At 63.8% G+C, this 18,546-nt stretch carries 17 protein-coding genes; 5 read left to right on the top strand and 12 right to left on the bottom strand.

Annotated features, from left to right (window positions below; translation table 11 throughout):
- Nucleotides 1-79: 79 nt before the first annotated feature.
- Together I554_RS0105640 and I554_RS0105635 are read left to right on the top strand one after the other, a co-directional pair.
- Nucleotides 80-2,242 (top strand): anthranilate synthase component I, encoded by a 2,163-nt coding sequence (locus I554_RS0105640; protein ID WP_024576017.1) that lies wholly within the window; start codon nucleotides 80-82, stop codon nucleotides 2,240-2,242.
- A 117-nt stretch (nucleotides 2,243-2,359) separates the two neighbouring features.
- Nucleotides 2,360-2,899, top strand: a complete 540-nt coding sequence (locus tag I554_RS0105635) for an adenine phosphoribosyltransferase (protein WP_024576018.1) — start codon at nucleotides 2,360-2,362, stop codon at nucleotides 2,897-2,899.
- A 35-nt stretch (nucleotides 2,900-2,934) separates the two neighbouring features.
- On the opposite strand, the gene I554_RS0105630 is transcribed toward I554_RS0105635, so the two are convergent.
- The 9 genes from I554_RS0105630 to I554_RS0105590 form a co-directional block, all read right to left on the bottom strand.
- Nucleotides 2,935-3,606 (bottom strand): hypothetical protein, encoded by a 672-nt coding sequence (locus I554_RS0105630; protein ID WP_024576019.1) that lies wholly within the window; start codon nucleotides 3,604-3,606, stop codon nucleotides 2,935-2,937.
- Between the two features lie 23 nt (nucleotides 3,607-3,629).
- Nucleotides 3,630-4,397 carry a hypothetical protein gene (locus tag I554_RS0105625; RefSeq protein ID WP_024576020.1) on the bottom strand — a complete coding sequence of 256 codons (768 nt, stop codon included), beginning with the start codon at nucleotides 4,395-4,397 and terminating at the stop codon, nucleotides 3,630-3,632.
- A gap of 142 nt (nucleotides 4,398-4,539) precedes the next feature.
- Nucleotides 4,540-5,703 (bottom strand): M48 family metallopeptidase, encoded by a 1,164-nt coding sequence (locus I554_RS0105620; protein ID WP_024576021.1) that lies wholly within the window; start codon nucleotides 5,701-5,703, stop codon nucleotides 4,540-4,542.
- A gap of 34 nt (nucleotides 5,704-5,737) precedes the next feature.
- Entirely contained in the window at nucleotides 5,738-6,298 is a 561-nt protein-coding gene (locus tag I554_RS0105615) for a LemA family protein (RefSeq protein ID WP_024576022.1), read from the bottom strand.
- Nucleotides 6,299-6,593: 295 nt separating this feature from the next.
- On the bottom strand, nucleotides 6,594-6,974 hold the full coding sequence (locus I554_RS0105610) for a hypothetical protein (protein ID WP_024576023.1): 381 nt from the start codon (nucleotides 6,972-6,974) through the stop codon (nucleotides 6,594-6,596).
- 69 nt (nucleotides 6,975-7,043) lie between these two features.
- Nucleotides 7,044-8,033, bottom strand: coding sequence for a small ribosomal subunit Rsm22 family protein (locus I554_RS0105605; protein WP_024576024.1), 990 nt, complete (start codon nucleotides 8,031-8,033; stop codon nucleotides 7,044-7,046).
- Nucleotides 8,034-8,066: 33 nt separating this feature from the next.
- Nucleotides 8,067-11,531, bottom strand: a complete 3,465-nt coding sequence (smc, locus tag I554_RS0105600) for a chromosome segregation protein SMC (RefSeq protein WP_024576025.1) — start codon at nucleotides 11,529-11,531, stop codon at nucleotides 8,067-8,069.
- Nucleotides 11,532-11,770: 239 nt separating this feature from the next.
- Nucleotides 11,771-12,427 (bottom strand): DsbA family protein, encoded by a 657-nt coding sequence (locus tag I554_RS0105595; RefSeq protein WP_024576026.1) that lies wholly within the window; start codon nucleotides 12,425-12,427, stop codon nucleotides 11,771-11,773.
- Nucleotides 12,428-12,545: 118 nt separating this feature from the next.
- Nucleotides 12,546-13,025, bottom strand: coding sequence for a DciA family protein (locus I554_RS0105590; RefSeq protein WP_024576027.1), 480 nt, complete (start codon nucleotides 13,023-13,025; stop codon nucleotides 12,546-12,548).
- A 29-nt stretch (nucleotides 13,026-13,054) separates the two neighbouring features.
- Here I554_RS0105590 and mutY point away from each other — a divergent pair, with 29 nt between their 5' ends.
- Nucleotides 13,055-14,191 (top strand): A/G-specific adenine glycosylase, encoded by a 1,137-nt coding sequence (gene mutY / locus I554_RS0105585; RefSeq protein ID WP_024576028.1) that lies wholly within the window; start codon nucleotides 13,055-13,057, stop codon nucleotides 14,189-14,191.
- Nucleotides 14,192-14,349: 158 nt separating this feature from the next.
- Here the strand turns inward: mutY and I554_RS0105575 are convergent, their stop codons facing one another.
- A complete protein-coding gene (locus tag I554_RS0105575; protein WP_024576029.1) occupies nucleotides 14,350-15,639 on the bottom strand; it encodes a flavin-dependent oxidoreductase in 1,290 nt (429 codons plus the stop codon).
- A 74-nt stretch (nucleotides 15,640-15,713) separates the two neighbouring features.
- The gene (locus I554_RS0105570) at nucleotides 15,714-16,640 is read right to left on the bottom strand and encodes a LysR family transcriptional regulator (RefSeq protein ID WP_024576030.1); all 927 of its coding nucleotides are present in this window, start codon (nucleotides 16,638-16,640) and stop codon (nucleotides 15,714-15,716) included.
- A 92-nt stretch (nucleotides 16,641-16,732) separates the two neighbouring features.
- On the opposite strand from I554_RS0105570, the gene I554_RS0105565 reads away from it, so the two are divergent.
- Both I554_RS0105565 and I554_RS25430 read left to right on the top strand, forming a co-directional pair.
- On the top strand, nucleotides 16,733-17,161 hold the full coding sequence (locus tag I554_RS0105565; protein ID WP_024576031.1) for a nuclear transport factor 2 family protein: 429 nt from the start codon (nucleotides 16,733-16,735) through the stop codon (nucleotides 17,159-17,161).
- A gap of 4 nt (nucleotides 17,162-17,165) precedes the next feature.
- Entirely contained in the window at nucleotides 17,166-17,387 is a 222-nt protein-coding gene (locus tag I554_RS25430) for a DUF1127 domain-containing protein (RefSeq protein ID WP_024576032.1), read from the top strand.
- Nucleotides 17,388-17,401: 14 nt separating this feature from the next.
- On the opposite strand, the gene I554_RS0105555 is transcribed toward I554_RS25430, so the two are convergent.
- Nucleotides 17,402-18,532: a site-specific DNA-methyltransferase gene (locus I554_RS0105555; RefSeq protein WP_024576033.1), complete on the bottom strand. Its 1,131-nt coding sequence runs from the start codon at nucleotides 18,530-18,532 to the stop codon at nucleotides 17,402-17,404.
- Nucleotides 18,533-18,546 lie beyond the last annotated feature (14 nt).

Genomic DNA, 18,546 nt, shown 5'->3' with positions numbered 1-18,546 from the left:
GAGGCCGTCATCGCAGAGCGACGGCCTTTTTCGTTTGTCCTGTGTGGCGTTCCTCCAGCAAGTCTCGTAAGAGGACCAGATGAACAGGACCCTTTTTTCCCTCCCCGCGCAGAGCGAATACCGGACGGCCCGCGGCCTCGATGTGGCCCGTTCCGTTGAGCATTTTACCGGCGGAACGGCGCTGGACCGGCTGATCGACCGGTTGGATGCCCGCCGCGGGGTGGTGCTCTCGTCGGGCACCACGGTGCCGGGCCGCTACGAGAGCTTCGACCTCGGCTTTTCCGATCCGCCGCTGCGGCTGGAATCCACCGGAACGGATTTCTTCATCGAGGCGCTGAACGCGCGTGGCAAGGTGCTGGTGGCGTTCCTCGCCGAGACCCTGAAAGAACCCGCCGCCGTCGTTACAGAGAAAACCGCGACGCGCATTGCGGGCCACATCGTGCGCGGCGACGCGCCGGTGGACGAGGACCAGCGCACCCGGCGGGCCTCTGTGGTGTCGCTGGTGCGTGACATCATCGCGGCGTTCAGTTCTCCGAATGATGGCTTGCTCGGCCTGTTCGGCGCCTTCGCCTACGATCTGGTTTTTCAGTTTGAAGACCTCGTGCAGAAGCGTGCGCGCGAGAAAGACCAGCGCGACATCGTTCTCTACATTCCTGACCGCATCCTGGCCTATGACCGCGCCACCGGGCGCGGCGTGATCCTGAGTTACGAGTTTGCGTTCGGCGGTCAGTCCACCAAGGGTCTTGATCGTGAGACCTCCGAGAGCGTTTACGCCAAGACCAAGCGCGAGGGTTTTGCCGACCATGCACCGGGCGTTTATCAGGAGACCGTCGAGGTCGCGCGTCAGGCATTTGCGCGCGGTGATCTGTTTGAAGCCGTGCCGGGACAATTGTTCGCCGAGCCGTGCGAGCGCACGCCCGCCGAGGTGTTCCAGCGGCTATGCAAGATCAATCCTTCTCCGTATGGCGCGTTGATCAATCTTGGTGATGGCGAATTCCTTGTGGCAGCGTCGCCGGAAATGTTCGTGCGATCGGACGGTAAACGGATCGAGACCTGTCCGATTTCCGGCACCATCGCGCGCGGCATCGACGCCATCAGCGATGCCAAGCAGATTCAGGAACTGCTCAATTCGCAGAAGGACGAATTCGAACTCAACATGTGCACCGACGTCGACCGCAACGACAAGGCGCGGGTGTGCGAGCCGGGCACCATCAAGGTGTTGGCGCGGCGGCAGATCGAAACCTATTCCAAGCTGTTTCACACCGTCGACCATGTCGAAGGCATGCTGCGTCCGGGCTTTGATGCGTTGGATGGCTTTCTCACCCATGCATGGGCCGTCACGGTCACCGGTGCGCCGAAATTGTGGGCGATGCAGTTCGTCGAGGATCACGAGCGCTCGTCCCGCCGCTGGTATGCCGGCGCGCTCGGGTTCCTCGGTTTCGACGGCAGTATCAACACGGGTCTCACCATCCGCACCATCCGCATGAAGGACGGCTTGGCCGAGGTGCGTGTCGGAGCGACCTTGCTGTTCGATAGCGATCCCGTCGCCGAAGAGAAGGAATGCCAGACCAAGGCTGCGGCGCTGTTCCAGGCGCTGCGCGGCGATCCGCCAAAACCGCTGTCGGCCTTTGCGCCGGATGCCACCGGTTCCGGCAAGAAGGTTCTGCTGATTGATCACGAAGACTCGTTCGTGCACATGCTGGCGGATTACTTCCGTCAGGTCGGTGCGACGGTCAGCGTCACGCGGCATAACCACGCGCTCGATGTGCTGAAGAAGAACGAATACGATCTTCTGGTGCTGTCGCCAGGCCCCGGCCGTCCCGAAGATTTCGGCATCTCGAAATTCATCGGCGCTGCGCTGGAGAAGAAGCTGCCGGTGTTCGGCGTCTGTCTCGGCGTGCAGGCCATCGGGGAGTATTTCGGCGGCAAGCTCGGGCAGTTGTCGACGCCCGCGCATGGCCGTCCATCGCGCGTTCAGGTGCGCGGCGGCACACTGATGGGCAATCTGCCGAATGAGGTTGTGATCGGCCGCTATCACTCGCTGTATGTCGATCGCGACGGCATGCCCGACGAGTTGCAGGTCACCGCCAGCACCGAGGACGGCATCGCCATGGCGATCGAGCACAAGACGCTGCCGGTGGGCGGCGTGCAGTTTCATCCAGAGTCGCTGATGTCGCTGGAAGGCAATGTGGGACTGCGGATCGTGGAAAACGCATTCAGGCTCGGTCAGGCCGTGCGTTGAGAGGTGACGTCATTGCGAGCGAAGCAATCCATCTTTGGCTTCTGTTAAGAGTGGATTGCTTCGTCGCTACGCTCCTCGCAATGACGAGTTCTTTGATTCAGTTGGATTAGGCAGACAATGACTCTCGAAACCGATTTGAAGGCTACCGTCCGCGCCATTCACGATTACCCGAAGCCCGGAATCATCTTCCGAGACATTACGACGCTGCTGGGCAACGCGTGGGCGTTCCGCCGTGCGGTCGATGAACTGGTGCAGCCCTGGGCCGGCTCGAAGATCGACAAGGTTGCAGGGATGGAAGCGCGCGGCTTCATTCTCGGCGGCGCGGTGGCGCATCAGGTCTCGGCGGGCTTCGTGCCGATCCGCAAGAAGGGCAAGCTGCCGCATACCACGGTGCGTATTGCTTACTCGCTGGAATACGGTCTGGATGAAATGGAAATGCATGCCGACGCCATCAAGCCGGGCGAGCGCGTCATCCTGATCGACGATTTGATTGCGACCGGTGGCACGGCGGAAGGTGCGGTGAAGCTGCTTCGCCAGATCGGCGCCGATGTGGTAGCGGCCTGCTTCATCATCGATCTGCCGGAACTGGGCGGCGCGGCCAAGCTGCGCGCGATGAACGTCCCGGTGCGGACGCTGATGACATTCGACGGGCACTGAGACGCGCGACGCGCCCGTCGGCGTCTGCCGTCAAGTCATCCCAGCCTGTGCAGGATCAGATTCAGCTCCAGCTCGCGGAAGCGCGTATAGTTGTTGCGCACCCATTGATGCAGTTCCGACGACTGGTCCTTGTTGTCGCGCAGGTATTGCGTGAACGAGAAGTTCAGCCGGCCGATGATCGATTTCAGGAACGCGGGCAGCGCGGCGATCTTGAACGCCCGCACGCGGCCGAAATCCCCCGGCAACTCGCCCCACAGCACATGCTCGTTTTCGACCGGAACGATCGCGGCGTTGGGAAACGTGTCGCGCAGCATGGTCCAGGCAAGGATGGATGCGCGGTCGCGGTCGGGAATGAAAAGGACGATCGGATCGACGCCGCGGCGGTCGGCTTCCTTCATGAAGCCGATTTCCGCGATCATTTTGAAGAAATCGTCGAAGGCGTGAAAGCCGAGATCGATGACCTTCGGCACGCCGTCATTGACGATCAGGCGGTCCATCAGCGCCATCTGCCCGAACGTGTCGCTGATCGCCGCGGTCTCGGTGATGCGCGGCAGATAGTTGAGCAGCGAGGGTTCGCGCAGATTGATGTCGAAGGCGATCACCTTGCCGCGTTGAAGCACCAGGAATTCGGTGAGCGCGCGCGCGATCAGGGTTTTTCCCACCGCGGGACGCGGCGAGCAGACGATATAGACAGGCGTGCGTCGCATCGGGTCAAAACCGGACCACTCGCTCAGATCTCGCTTGTCGGCGCCCGTGACGTGGCTGACTTGTCCTTCGAGCCGACGATCTCGGTCAGCTTGATGCGGTCGAATTCGCCCCACACGTTGCCCAGCCAGTGGCGGACGTAGCCGCGCAGCACGAACGAGTAGTTCGCGGCCTCGTCCTTGGGACCCTTGTTGGCGACGAACTTGAGGAACGGCACCGAGGCGACTTCGACCTGCTCATAGGCCATCTCATTGAGCTTCGGAATCGTGATCTCGGTCGCATTCTTGATGCGATGGAAATACGAGTTGTAGGTCGCCTGATCCCACTCGAAGAAGCTGGTGTTGTTGATGAAGTTCTTCACCAGGAAGTACTTCGCGCCGTCCATGAAGTTGGCGGTCTCGGCGATTTCATCCAGCGAAGCAATCGACGGGCCGAGGATGTGGAACACGGCAAAGGTGATCTGGCCGGAGCGGGCCGCATCGAGAAAGCCGATGTCGCGCAGCGCCGCGAGGGTGGGGGACAACAGTCCTGCGCGCACGTCGATCACGGTCACGCTGGTGCCCGACGAATTCAGCGTATCGAAGATCTTCATCTGATCGGACGTCGAGGTGACGTCGACGATCTGGGTAATGTCGGGATGGAAGCGCATCAGCGTGCCGCGCGGCGATTCGGTATCGAAGGCGCGGGTCGGGATGTTGTTTGCGCTGAAATAGTCGAGAACGGTGCGAGAAACAGTGGTCTTGCCAACCCCACCCTTGTCCGCACCTACTACGATCACTGCCGGTTTAGCCATAAGACCTCTTTACCCACCAAGCACGTCGAATTGACGACGCAGCTTAGCCTGCTTTCTGCCGGAACATGGCAGAAACGAGGGATAATTCAATTCTTGATCGCGCTGTTATTCTTAATAACTACCGGCTTTATTGTGCCGGAGGCTAGTGGCGGCCCCATGGTCCCGTAATCGGGCCGGGAATAGGGCCTGCCGGCGACGGGGAACTGCCCCAGGGGCCGGTACGTGGAGGTTCTGGCCGCGCATCCGGCGATGAGTCGCCCGCTTGAGGAGCGCCGGTTTCGTCCTGTCCGTCGCCGCCGGGCAGCGGCAGCGGGCTCGGATCGCGGCCACCGGCATATTTCACCAGCGCCTTGACGCGGGAATCGACCGACGGATGGGTCGCGAACAGGTCGGCGAAGCCTTCGCGCGGATTGTCGATGCACATTTCCATGACAGCGGAGGTCGCGCCGGGCAGCTCTCCGCGGCCCTCAATCTTGCGCAGCGCCGAGATCATTGCGTCGGGATCCTTTGTCAGCTCCACCGAGCCTGCGTCCGCCAGCAGTTCGCGCGAGCGCGACAGGGCGAAGCGCACCACCAGCGACAGGCCCCAGGCCACGGCGATCAGGGCGATGGCCAGAAGCACGATGGCGAACGCGCCGCCACCCTTCTTGTCGCTGTCGGACGAGGAGGACGATGAGCGTCCGCCGCCGCCGAAGCTCCAGTTCGAGTTGAAGAAGATGCGGAAGAACAGTTCCGCGAAGAAGCCGATCACACCCGCGATGACCACAGCGATCACAAGCAACTGCACGTCGCCGTTGCGGATGTGGGTCAGTTCGTGCCCGAGCACGGCTTCCATTTCCCGGTCGTTGAGCGCCTTCATCAGTCCGGTGGTGACGCTGATCGCATATTGCTTGCGGTTCAGGCCGGTGGCGAAGGCGTTGAGCGCGGGGCTGTCCACGATCTTGAGCTTCGGCATCGGAATGCCGCGCGAGATGCAGAGATTCTCAAGAAGGTTATAGAGCCGGGGCTGCTCCTGCCGCGTCACGTCATGGCCGCCGGTCACCGCATCGATGATGTTCTGGTGGAAGAAATAGGCGATCACGATCCAAGCCGCGGCACCGATGGTGGCAAACGGAAATGCCTTGACGAGGTCGTGCGCCGCGAGGGTGAGATAGTCGTCGAACGGCCGGTTGCTGTTGAGCGCGACTTCCGCCAGCAGCGCCCCGGCGAACACCATCACGTACACGAGCAGGAACAGGCCGCCGAGCAGCAGCATCGAACGAAACTTGTTCGATGCGATATGCGTGTAGAGACCGTACGCGGCCATGATGCGCTGCCCGTGCTAGCCCGGATTGAGACGCTTAGAACTTGACCGATGGCGCCTGTTCGAGCTGTCCGCGCTGCTCGCCGAGATCGAAGAAGTCCTTCTTCGTGAATCCGAGCGCGCCGGCAAAGAGTGCAGCCGGCAACTGCTGGATGCCGGTATTGTATTCCTGTACCGCGTTGTTGAAGAAGCGGCGGCTGGCGGCGATCTTGTTTTCGATGTCGGACAGCTCGGTCTGCAACTGCTGGAAGTTGGCATTGGCCTTGAGGTCCGGATAGGCCTCCGACAGCGCGATCAGCCGTCCGAGCGCGGCGGTGAGCTGGCCTTCGGTTGCGGACACCTGCGCCGGTCCCTGCGCGGACATCGCCGCGTTGCGGGCCTTGACCACGTCTTCCAGCGTGCCGCGCTCATGGGTGGCGTAGCCTTTGACCGTTTCAACGAGATTGGGGATCAGGTCGTGGCGCTGCTTGAGCTGCACGTCGATGTCGGCGAACGCCTGAGACACCCGCTGCGCCAGCGCGACCAGGCGGTTGTAGGCGCCGAACACGAACAGGGCGATGACGACGATGACACCGAGTAAAATCCAGCCGGACGACATGAGGGAAAACTCCTTGAGGACGACGAATGGCGTGAGCCTACCTGAAAGGCAGGCGGCCGTCAGGGCCTGCGGCAAGGGGGCCGCGCACTTTGGTCGTCATCAGGGGAGAGGTGGTTCAATGAAACGGTCAGGATGTTTCTTTCACCCCGTCGGGGAGAGGTCGGCGCGCGATAGCGTGCCGGGTGAGGGGGATCGTATGTCAGCTTTGACATTTAGCGCCCCCTCACCCCAACCCTCTCCCCAACGGGGAGAGGGAGTTCATCTTCCGATGCCGTGATGTCTGTTTGTGAAAGGCTTACGGCTTGGCGATATGCCAGGCGCCGTTCAGGAAGCCATCGCCGCTGGTGTCGCCGGGCTTGGTGTCCTTCGCGAAGGTGTAGAGCGGCTTGCCCTTGAGCGCCCACATCTTGCTGCCGTCGTCGCGGGTGACGATGGTCCAGTCGCCGGACGCCTTGGCGTCGGCAGCGGCCATCAGCGGCGGCCAGTTGGTGGCGCAGGGGCCATTGCAGGCGGACTTGCCGTCGCTGTCCTTGTCGAACGTGTAGAGCGTCATGCCCTTGGCATCGACATAGGCCTTGCCCTTCGGCGTATCGGCGACCTTGGCCGCCTGCGCGAACGCTGCGGTCGAGGCAAGCATGACAGTCACAGCCGCCATCGCGGCGAATGTTTTGGACATCGCTGGTACTCCTGATGATTTTGCGTCAGACGCGAACGCGTCATCAGGACAAACTCCGGCTTGAGAGGATTATTCCACGCCGAGGCCGTTCTGGGGGAAAACTGCGTCGCCCCAATCCCGTTTCTTCGCGCGCTTGTAAGCGGCCTTGTCCCGATGCGGGACGCTCTCGGTCTTTATTCCATCTGCGGCGCAGATTTTTGCGGTCACGGCGATCTTGGTGATGTGCGGCTGCGCCAATACCCGCGCGGGTCTTTGTACCGGAGCGGTGCGGGACAGAACGACGTAGCTGAATTTCTCATCCTCATAGGGAAGCTCCGCGCCCTTGAGGTGTTTATGCGCGCGCGAGCGTTGCAGGCGCTGCGTGAAGTGACACCAGTCGGGTCTGGTCAGCGGACAGGCTGCCTCATGCGGACAGGGAGCGATCACATGAGCGCCCCTGGCGATCAGCCGCGCGCGCAGATCGATGATGCGCGCATAGCCCGCCGGGGTGCCGGGTTCGACCACCAGCAACGTGTCGCTTGTCTTCGCCCACATGGCGTCGGCGAGCGCGGCGCGTTCGTTCTCGCCCAGTTCGTTGATGACATAACTGGCGATCACAAGATCAGCTTCGGATGCTTCGGCAACCACCTTCCGGGCGTGACCGGCGTGGTAGCGCATCGCGGCGAGGCGCGGATGCGACTGTGCAAGTTCGGTCGCGAGATCGCGCAGGGCCGTATTGGCATCGAGCAATGTGAATGTATCGAGCGAGGCGAAGGCCTCGCTCGCGGCCCATGTCGCCGTGCCCGGTCCCGCGCCGACATCGAGCAGGCTGCGCGGTGTGAACTCAGGAGTGACTTCCGTCAGCGCATTCAGGCTCGCGGCGATCGCGGCATAAGTCCCCGGCATCCGCGCCAGCGCGTAGGCAAGTGCGTCCCCGCCGGTCCTGATGCGGTCCGAGCCGCCGCCATCGCGATAGGTGCGCGAGATCGCATCCGCGCGCTGTGCGGCGTCGTTGCGCGAAAGGCCCTCGGCCTTGCGGGCGAGAGCCGCTTTCAGTTCGGCGGGGAGATCTGGCGTCATGAAAGTCCTCAGGCCGGTCCGGCCCGAGGTATATTATGCCACGTTCTGGTCGAGAACCTTCATCGCGCCGTCGAGATCGACCGACACCAGCTGCGATACGCCGCGCTCCGCCATGGTAACGCCGAACAGCCGGTTCATGCGCGCCATGGTGATCGGGTTGTGGGTGATGATGATGAAGCGCGTCTCCGTGGACGAGGTCATCTCATGCAGCAGGTTGCAGAACCGCTCGACATTGTGGTCGTCGAGCGGCGCGTCGACTTCGTCCAGTACGCAGATCGGCGACGGGTTGGTGAGGAACACCGCGAAGATCAGCGCAAGTGCGGTCAGCGCCTGCTCGCCGCCGGAGAGCAGCGACAGTGTCTGCGGCTTCTTGCCGGGTGGCTTGGCGATGATTTCGAGACCCGCTTCGAGCGGATCGTCGCTTTCGATCAGGGTCAGCTCGGCCTGGCCGCCGCCGAACAGTTCGGTGAACAGCCGCTTGAAGTGGTTATTCACCGTCTCGAACGAGGTCAGGAGGCGCTCGCGCGCTTCCTTGTTGAGGCTCTGGATGCCGGTGCGCAGCTTCTTGATGGCTTCGACCAGATCGTCGCGCTCGGTGGTGAGGTTGAGATGCTGGGCCTCGACCTCGCGCAGTTCTTCCTCGGCGCGCAGGTTGACGGCGCCAAGGCGCTCGCGGTCGCGGCGCAGCTTTTCCAGATCGGCTTCGACGTCGGTCACCGCCGGAAGTTCGGTCTCGGGCGTGATCTCGGCAAGGGCGGCGACGCCATGCGGCTCGACCTCCAGCATGTCGCGGATTTCGCGCTCGATGTCTTCGAGACGGCGGCGGGTACCTTCCATGCGCTCTTCGGAGCGGGCGCAGGCTTCGCGCGATGCGGACAGTGCATCAAGCGAGGCGCGGGCGACGCGGTCGGTTTCCGCCATCGCCGTCTCGGCGGTTGCCAGCGCGTCGGCCGCCATGCGGCGGTCGGATTCGGCGTGCTCGATTTCGCTGATCAGCGCGCTGCGCTTCTCGGCGAACACTTCCGGTGCGTTTTCAAGCTCGGTGCGCTCGGTCTTGACCTCGACAATGCGGGTCTCAATCGTCGCGATCTGCGACGCGGCGTTTTCCTTGCGGCTCTGCCATTCGTTACGCTCGGCGAGAATCGCCTGCACGCGGCGGTCGGCCAATTCGGCTTCGCGGGCGAGCGCCTGTGCTTCGGCGCGAACCTGCGCGGCGAGGCGGCGGTGGCCGTCCATGTCGGCACGGACGACAGCGAGCTTTTCCTCGTTTTCGGCGCTGGATGGCAGTTCGCTCAATGCGCCGGTGGCGGTCTCGTACGCGGCATGGGCCTCGGCGCGGTCCGCAGTGAGGCGGGTGCGGCGCTCGTCGAGCGCGGAGCGGTGCGAGGCGTGGCGGTTGATTTCGCGCTCGGCGGCCGCATGCTTCTCGCGCGCGGTGTTGGCTTCGCGCTGGGCAGCGCGGGCGGCCTCGCGGGCCGCGCTCTCTGCCATCGCCGCAGCCTTGAGTTCGGTCTCGGCGTTCTCGAGCGCCTGACGCTTGGCGACGGCGTCAGCGCGCGCCTGTTCGATTTCAGCTTCGATGTCGACAAGACGGGCGCGTTCGGCAAGCCGGCGTGCGGCGCCGGTCGGCGCATGGGCTGCGGCGACAAACCCGTCCCAGCGCCACAGGTCTCCCTCGCGCGAGACCAGCCGCTGGCCGGTCTTCAACTGCGCCGCAAGCTGCGCGCCGCGTTCGCGGCTGACGATGCCGATCTGCGCCAGACGCCGCGCCAGTTCCGGCGGCGCGGTGACATGCGCCGCAAGCGCCTCGATGCCGTCGGGCAGCGACGGATCGCCTTCGATCACGCCGAGGCTCGACCAGCGCATCGGCGCGGTCGGATCGACCGGTGCGTCGAGATCGTCGCCCAGCGCTGCGCCCAGAGCTTTTTCGAAGCCCTTGGCGACATTGACGCCGTCGATGATCGGCGGCCACAGGTTCTTGGTTTCGCCGTTGACGATCTTGGAGATCGTCTTGGCTTCGGTCTCCAGCCGCTGCACGCGCTTCTCGGCATCGGCAAGCGGTGCGCGCGATGCTTCGAGCGCGGCGCGTGCGCTGACATGCGCGGCTTCGCTGGCCTGGGTGGTCGCTTCGGACATCAGAACGGTTTCGGCTGCGGCTTCCATCACGGCCGCAAGCTCACTGAGATCGCCAAGTCCGCCGGTTTCGGCGGCGAGCTTCTGGACCTCGCTTTCGACGTTGACGATGTCCTGATCGAGCCGCGCCAGCCGATCGCGATGGGTGCGGACGTTGGCTTCGATCTGGTTGCGCTTGGCGGTGAGGTCGGCGAGCGCGGTGGTCAGTTCGGAGAAGGTGCGTTCGGCGGCGGCGAGCGTCGCTTCCGCCTCGGACACGCGCTCGTCGGCGCCGCTGCGCTTGTCGACGCGCGACCTGATCTCGTCCTTGAGCACGCCGTCTTCGGATTCGAGCCGCGCCAGCGCGACGTCGGCATCGGACAGCTGCCGCTGTTCGCGCTCGATATCGGCGGCGAACTGCGTCAGCCGCCGGTCGAGTTCGGTAACGCGCTCCCTGGCGCGTGCTTCCTCGCGGTCGAGCATTTCGCGGGCATTGGTCAGGCGCTGCAAACCGGCAGCGGCGCGCGCTTCGCTGTCGCGCAGGCCCGGCAGTTCGGCGGCGCGGATCGCCTGGATGCGTGCGGCTTCGGCCTGCTGGAGGGTGCGTTCGGCCTGCTCGCGGACGTTCAGGTCATGGGTCTGGCCGGCCTCGGCCACATCGGCGTGAGATTGAATCCAGCGCAGGTGAAACAGCATGGCCTCGGCCTTGCGGACCTTGGCGGCAACTTCGCGGTAGCGGATCGCCTGCCGTGCCTGCTTCTTGAGGCCTTCGATCTGGCTCGCCAACTGGCCGATCACATCCTCGACGCGGGTGAGGTTGGTTTCGGCGGCCTTGAGGCGCAGTTCGGCTTCGTGACGGCGCGCATGCAAACCGGCAACGCCGGCGGCATCTTCCAGCACGCGGCGGCGCTGGTCGGGACGCGCCTGAATGATTTCACCGATCTTGCCCTGGTGGACGAGGGCAGGCGAACGCGCGCCGGTGGCGGCATCCGCAAACAGGATCTGGACGTCGCGGGCGCGCACGTCCTTGCCGTTGATGCGATAGACCGAACCGGCTTCGCGCTCGATGCGGCGGGAAATTTCCAGCATGTCCTGATCGTTCACGGCGGACGGCGCCGAGCGATCGGAATTGTCGATGGTCATCGCCACTTCGGCGTGATTGCGCGCGGGGCGGTTGCCGGAGCCCGCGAAAATCACGGCGTCCATGTCGGCAGCGCGCAGCGACTTGTGCGAGGTTTCGCCCATCGCCCAGCGCAGCGCTTCGACGAGGTTCGACTTGCCGCAACCGTTGGGGCCGACAACGCCGGTGAGGCCCGGCTCGATCAGGAAGTCGGTCGGCTCAACGAAGGACTTGAAACCGTGAAGGCGAAGGCGGGTGAGTTTCATGCAATCGGTGCTCTGTTGGCCGGGGCAAATTATGCAGCCGGGGCAAGGTCATAGCAGGCCTGTGCCAGTATAGCTGAGTCGCGGAATGCGCCTCGAACTGTCCGCACAATGGCGAGGCCGGCCCTGCAGGGCAACCGGCCCGCAAGGCTTTTCCCAAGGGATTTAAAGGGATTTCCGAGGGATTTCAGTGTGTTTCGGGCGAATGGTCCGTGGAACCGGACCGGTTCCGCCCGTCACGCTTAGCTCTTCAGCAGCGGCTTGATCATCTTTTCGAAGGCTTCGAACGAGGTCTCGCCCTTCACCACGGTTCCGTTGACGAAGAAGAACGGCGTCGAGTTGACCTTGAGCTTGGTGTAGGCGTGCTCGCGCACATCCAGAATGCCCTTCTGGATTTTCGGATCGCTCTGCACGCAGTCCTTGATCATCTGCTCGCTGAAACCGGCCTGCTTGCCGACGCGGTTGATGGTGCCGAGCGCGTCCGAGGCCAGATCGTTCTGCTGCTTGAACAGGATGTCGACGATCGCGAAGTATTTCGGCGCATCGTCCTTGGCGACGCAGCGCGCCAGCGCGGAGGCCGCGAGCGCGACCTGATCGAGCGGGAATTCGCGGAAGATGAAGCGCACCTTGCCGGTATCGATGTAGTTGGTCTTGATTTGCGGGAACACGTCCTTGGTGAACGCCGCGCAATGCGGGCAGGTCATGGAAGCGTATTCAATGATGGTGACGGGGGCGTCCTTCGAGCCGAGCGCCATGTCGCCGAGTTCGCCGGCCTGGTTGATCTCGGCGGCGGTCTGGGCGCTGGCCGGGCTGAAAAACTGCCACGGCGAAAGGCCGAGTGCGGCAGCGGCGCCAGCGAGGGACAAGGCGGCGGTGAAGGTGCGGCGCGTGATGTTCAACGGTCTGCTCCGGAAAGTCGTGCGAACGGCGTTGTCACGCCTGATGGGGAACGTTTCGCTAGCTTGAAACCATGATTGTGGCAATGCCGGGCCGAAGCCAGGCGCCGTCACATAGGGCTCAATTTCGCTTGATCGATGCGCCCAGCCGCGCCAGCGCTGCGCGCAGATCGCCGTCCTCCACGGTGCCCAGCGAGGCCTCGACCTCGGCGACGGCGCTCGGGTCGGGCGCCTTCCGGACCCGGGGCTTCGGCCGTTGCGACAGCGGCGCCTGACGCAGCGCGATCCGGCCCACCGCGTTCCAGCCGAAGAAGCGGTTGACCCGCTCCAGAATGACGTCCGAGGTGTGCTGGATTTCCAGTGCCATCGGGCCTTCGACCCGCAGCACCAGAGTGGCCGGTTCGGGCGGCTGGTTCTCGACCGGCCGCGGCCACTGGATTTTCAGCGGTTCCGAATGGGCCGCCACGTTGGCACCGGCGATCTCCGCCCATCGCGTCACCAGTTCACGCGAAGCAAAACCCTGCTTGGCGAACACGTCGTTGATCGCACTGCCGAGCAATGCGGATAACGGCTTCGCAGTAAGGGGACCGGGCTTGTTCATGAGCGGCTATCGTCGGTACATATTATCCCATGACCTTATCAGGCGCAGCCGCGCGGCGGAAGAAATCTCAGGACAACGCCGAAGCCGATCGCCCGGTGCTGTTGCTCGCCTGGTACGACCGCCATCGGCGGCAATTGCCGTGGCGCGCGCTGCCGGGCCGCGCCAGCGATCCCTACCGGGTGTGGCTGTCGGAAATCATGCTGCAGCAGACGACTGTGAAAGCGGTCGGTCCGTATTTCGAAAAATTCACCGCGCGCTGGCCGACGGTGGCGGCGCTCGGCGCGGCCTCGCAGGATGATGTGCTGCGGATGTGGGCGGGGCTTGGCTACTACTCCCGCGCGCGCAATCTCCACGCCTGCGCCGTCACGGTGCTGCGCGAGCATGGCGGCGCATTTCCCGATACCGAAGAGGGTCTGCGGACGCTGCCGGGCGTCGGGCCCTACACGGCGGCTGCGATTGCCGCGATCGCGTTCGACCGTCAGACCATGCCGGTGGACGGCAATATCGAGCGCGTGGTGTCGCGGCTGTTCGCGGTGGAGGAGCCACTGCCGAAATCCAAGCCGCGAATTCAGGAACTGGCTGCGACGCTGCTCTGGGATTCACGCGCGGGCGACAGCGCGCAGGCACTGATGGATCTCGGCGCCACGATCTGCACGCCGAAGAAGCCCGCCTGCGCGCTCTGTCCCCTCAACGACAACTGCGCCGCGCGCCTGCGGGGCGATCAGGAGACGTTTCCGCGCAAGGCGCCGAAGAAAACCGGAACGCTGCGGCGCGGCGCGGCCTTTGTTGTCACCCGCGGCGATGAACTGCTGGTTCGCACGCGACCGGAAAAGGGATTGCTCGGCGGCATGACGGAAGTGCCGACGTCTGAATGGCTCGCCGGTCACGACGACAAGGTCGCGCGCGGGCAGGCCCCCGCACTTGATGTGCCGCGCTGGCATCGCAAGGCGGGTGTGGTGACACATGTGTTCACGCATTTCCCGCTTGAGCTTGTGGTCTACACCGCGAGCGTTGCCGCGCGCACCCGCGCACCACAGGGCATGCGCTGGGTGCCGGTCGCGACGCTGAAGGACGAGGCGCTGCCGAACGTGATGCGCAAGGTGATCGCGCACGGGCTCGCCCTCGATCCGCCGGACAAGCCGTCCCGCGTCAGAAAGGCCGGATGATGCCGACGCGCGGAATCGCGGTCAGGACGATGGCGCAGGCAAGCGCGCGCTTGTCGTCTAGATCGCGTAACCGATGATGATCGCGGCGTTGATCGCAACCAGCCGCCGCCAGTGGATGAAAGCGCGGCTGATCCCGGGAACATGCCGCGCCTCCTGATTCATCCGGCGCTCGACAGGAACGATGTCTCGGGTTTCGGCACGATCGGCGGCTTGGCGTTAAGCGCGTCGACCTGAAAGCCGGCGACGCGCTTGTAGGTGTTGGCAACGTCTTCCAGTTCCTGTTGCGACATGACCTCGGTCACGACATTGAAGCCGTTGGGCGCGCGCTCCTCGACCAGTTGCATTACCTGCTCAGGGCCGTTGCGGCGGTTGAGCTTGACGAGTTCGGTGGTCGCGGGACGGCGCTCGGCTTCATAGGCCTGAAGCGCGGTTGCGGTTTCGCCGTGCTTGAGGATTTCCCGTGTCAGCACGCGGGCGTCGAGAATGGCCTGCGACGCGCCGTTGGAGCCGATCGGATACATCGGATGCGCGGCGTCGCCCATCAGCGTGACATTGCCGAAAGTCCAGCGGTCGATCGGGTCGCGGTCCACCAGCGGATATTCGTAAGCGTGCGCGCAATTGCGGATCAGGCCGGGCACGTCGAGCCAGTCGAACGCCCAGTCCTCGAACCAGGGCAGGAATTCGTCGAGCTTGGCTGCGCGGTTGTAGTCCTCGCGACGCCACGAGTAAGTCGGCGGCAGCAGCCGTTCGGCGATCCAGTTGATGCGGAATTTGCCGTTCGGCAGCGGCGCATTCGAGATCGGATAGCAGACGAACTTCAGAACCTCGTGGCCGGCCATGATCATGGTGCGGCCGGAGAGAAACGCGTCGCTCTCGGTGATGCCGCGCCAGAGAATGCGGCCGTTCCAGATCGGCGGGCCTTCGTCGGGATAGAGCCTGGCGCGAATGGCAGAGTGAATGCCGTCGGTGGCGATCAGCAGCGAACCATCGTAGGTGCCGACATCCTTGCCGGTGGCCTTGTCGATGAAATTCGCCGATACGCCTTCGGGCGAGTCGGTGAAGCTCGTGACATGATGACTGTTGAACAGATTGTCCGCGCCGAGACGCTCAACCACGGTGTCGAGCAGGATCTGGTGCAGTGTGCCGCGATGGATCGAGAACTGCGGCCACTTGTATCCGGCCTCTATCCCGCGCGGTTCGCTCCAGATCGGCTTTCCATGCTTGGAGAAGTACGACAGTTCCTTCGTCCTGACGCCGGCGGCATCGAGCTTGTCGAGCAGGCCGAGTTCGATCAGTTCGCGCACTGCATGCGGCAGCACATTGATGCCGACGCCAAGCGGCTTCAGTTCCGGCACGCTTTCAAACACGCGGCACGGAATACCGATCTGGTGAAGGCTCAGTGCGAGCGTCAGCCCGCCGATCCCGCCCCCCGCGATAAGAACCGTCATGATAAGCTCCTGTGACTGACCTGCGTCATGACATGGGAAACGATGAGGGTGCAACTGCGAAAAAAAGTATGGGACTAACGCGGGGCCTTTCCATCAATCCGCCCCAAACTTTTTCCTATTCCGAGCACGACGGTTCGCAGCCAGATCGAGCCGGGGTCCATCTGCGCGCGGGTCGGATAGAACATGAATTGTTCGTCGATCCCCGGATCGAGCGGCGGCGCGACCGTCGTCAGCGACAGTTGCTTCGACAGCGCGGCGATCAGACGCCGCGGCACGAAGGCGACGAGGTCGGTGCGCGCGGCGACATGCAGCGCTTCGATATAGCTCGGGACCACAAGCGCGATCCGCCGCTCCTGGCCTTTGCTGCGCAGCCAGGTGTCGATCAGGTCCTCGCTCTGCCCGCGAATGATGACTGCGACATGCCGCGCCTTGAAGAACGTCTCCTTGTTCTTCAATCGCGCGCCCGCAGGATGTCCGCGCCGCACGGCCAGCGCATCGGAGTCGGTGTAAAGCAGTTGCCGGTGAAATCCCTTGAAGGCATCGCCGATGCTGATCACCATGTCGATGGTGCGCGCGAACTCGGCGGTGAAGATCGCGGGCCCGCGCCACGGCGCCACGTCGATCCGCACACCGGGCGCTACAGCATCCAGCTTCTTCATCAGCGGCGGCATCAACAGTTCGACGGCGAGGTCCGGCATCATCAGCCGAAAGCGCCGTTCGCTGCGCGCGGCATCGAACTCGTCCGGCATGAACAGGCCGCGCACCTGATCCAGCGCCTGCGCCAGCGGCGCACGCAGCGCCTGCGCGCGCGGCGTCAGTTCCATCCGTGCACCGGTGCGCACCAGCAGCGGATCGCCGAGCACATCGCGCAGCCGCCGCAGCGCGTGACTGGCCGCAGGCTGCGACAGGCCGATCCGCATCGCCGCGCGGCCGACATTGGCCTCGAGCAGCAGCGCGTCGAGAGCGACCAGCAGGTTGAGATCGAGCGAGGCTAAATTCATCCGGAGAATATATATTATACGAAGCATCGATTGGAAGAATACCGATGCCAGGCCCATCATCCCTCCATCAACTCAAGCACAGGATGGAACCGATGAGTGCCGAAGCCAACAAGAAACTGATCCAGCAGATTTTCACCGATAGCGCGAGCCGCAGCGGGGCGACCTTCATCGATCATCTCGCGGACGATGCGGTGTGGGTGCAGACCGGCCAGTGCTCATGGTCGGGCAGCTTCAAGGGCAAGGATGCCATCACGAACGGCCTGTTCGTGCATTTGCGAGCCTTGCTGGCGGATCGCCCGCGTACGCTGGCGTTCAACTTCATCGCCGAGGGCGACACCGTCGTGGTCGAGGCGAAGGGTGACAACGTCACCAAGTCCGGCGAGCGTTACGACAATGAGTACTGCATGGTCTGGCGCGTCGAGAACGGCAGGATCACGCATATCAAGGAATACTGTGACACGGCGCTGGTGGAGCGAGTGCTCGGTCCGTTTCCGAAATCGCAACTACGGGCGGTGAGCTGAAACGTTGGATCGCGTTTGTCCGGATGCGAGGCCGCGGCTCGGTCGTGTGCTGCCGGCCACCATACGCGACGGCGTTCGCGATGTTCTGAGCATCGTCAGGACATGGCGCAAGCGTATCCGCGATCGCCGCGAACTCGCGGCGATGAGCGAGCGCCAGCTCAATGATATGGGAATGAGCTGGGCGGAGATCGCGTTCGAGATCGAAAAGCCGTTTTGGCAGGCGTAACGATGGACGGCGGGTCAGCCCGCCGCCATCTCGCTGCGGATTTCGGCGCGCAGTTCGTCGATCAGCTTGAGACCCTTCATGGTCTCGACGTGCCAGAACGACCAGCCGTTGCAGGCTTCGGCGCCCTGGGCGAGCGCGCCCATGCGATGGATCGAGCCGACCTTGTCGCCGAGCATGATGGCGCCGTCGGCGCGCACCAGGGCGGCGTGCTTCTTCTTCGAATCGACCAGCTTGGTGCCGGGCACGATCATCCCGCGCTCGACCAGTTCGGAGAACGCGACACGCGGTGCACCGCGGGCGGTCATGAACGGAGCGAGTGTTGCTTCCGGCAGCGGCTCGATGGCGGCGATGCGCGCTTCGGCGGCCGTTGCATAGGTCTGATCGCGCTCGAAGCCGACATAGCGGCGGCCGAGGCGCTTGGCGACAGCGCCTGTGGTGCCGGTGCCGTTGAAAGGGTCGACCACGAGGTCGCCGGGCTTCGATGACGAGAGCAGCACGCGCGCCAGCAAACCTTCCGGCTTCTGCGTCGGATGAACTTTCTTGCCGTCGCCGCCCTTGAGGCGTTCGTCGCCGGTGCAAAGCGGGATCAACCAGTCGGAACGCGCCTGCACGTCCTCGTTGGCCGCCTTCAGCGCTTCGTAATTGAAGGTATAGCCCTTGGCGTTCTCGTCGCGCGCCGCCCAGATCATCGTCTCATGGGCGTTGGTGAAGCGGCGGCCGCGGAAATTCGGCATCGGGTTGGTCTTGCGCCACACGATGTCATTGAGAACCCAGAAGCCGAGGTCCTGCATGATCGCGCCGACGCGGAAAATGTTGTGATAGGAGCCGATCACCCAGATCGTCGCCGACGGTTTCATGATGCGGCGGGCGGCAAGCAGCCAAGCACGCGTGAAGTCGTCGTAGGCGGCGAAGGAGGAGAACTTGTCCCAGTCGTTGTTGACCGCATCGACATGCGATTCGTCGGGACGCTTGAGATCGCCCTTCAATTGCAGATTGTACGGAGGATCTGCGAAGACCAGGTCGACCGAGCCGGCCTGCATCTTTGACATCTCGGCGACGCAATCGCCGACGACGATATGCGAACTGGGCATTTCAAATTGAGTGCGGGGCGCCTTTGCAGACGCCCCGCGACGCGACACTACCATGACTCAAAACCTGA

The sequence above is a fragment of the Afipia sp. OHSU_II-C1 genome, assembly GCF_000497575.1.
Lineage (GTDB): Bacteria > Pseudomonadota > Alphaproteobacteria > Rhizobiales > Xanthobacteraceae > Afipia.
This window is presented reverse-complemented; position numbering and strand designations above follow the sequence as displayed.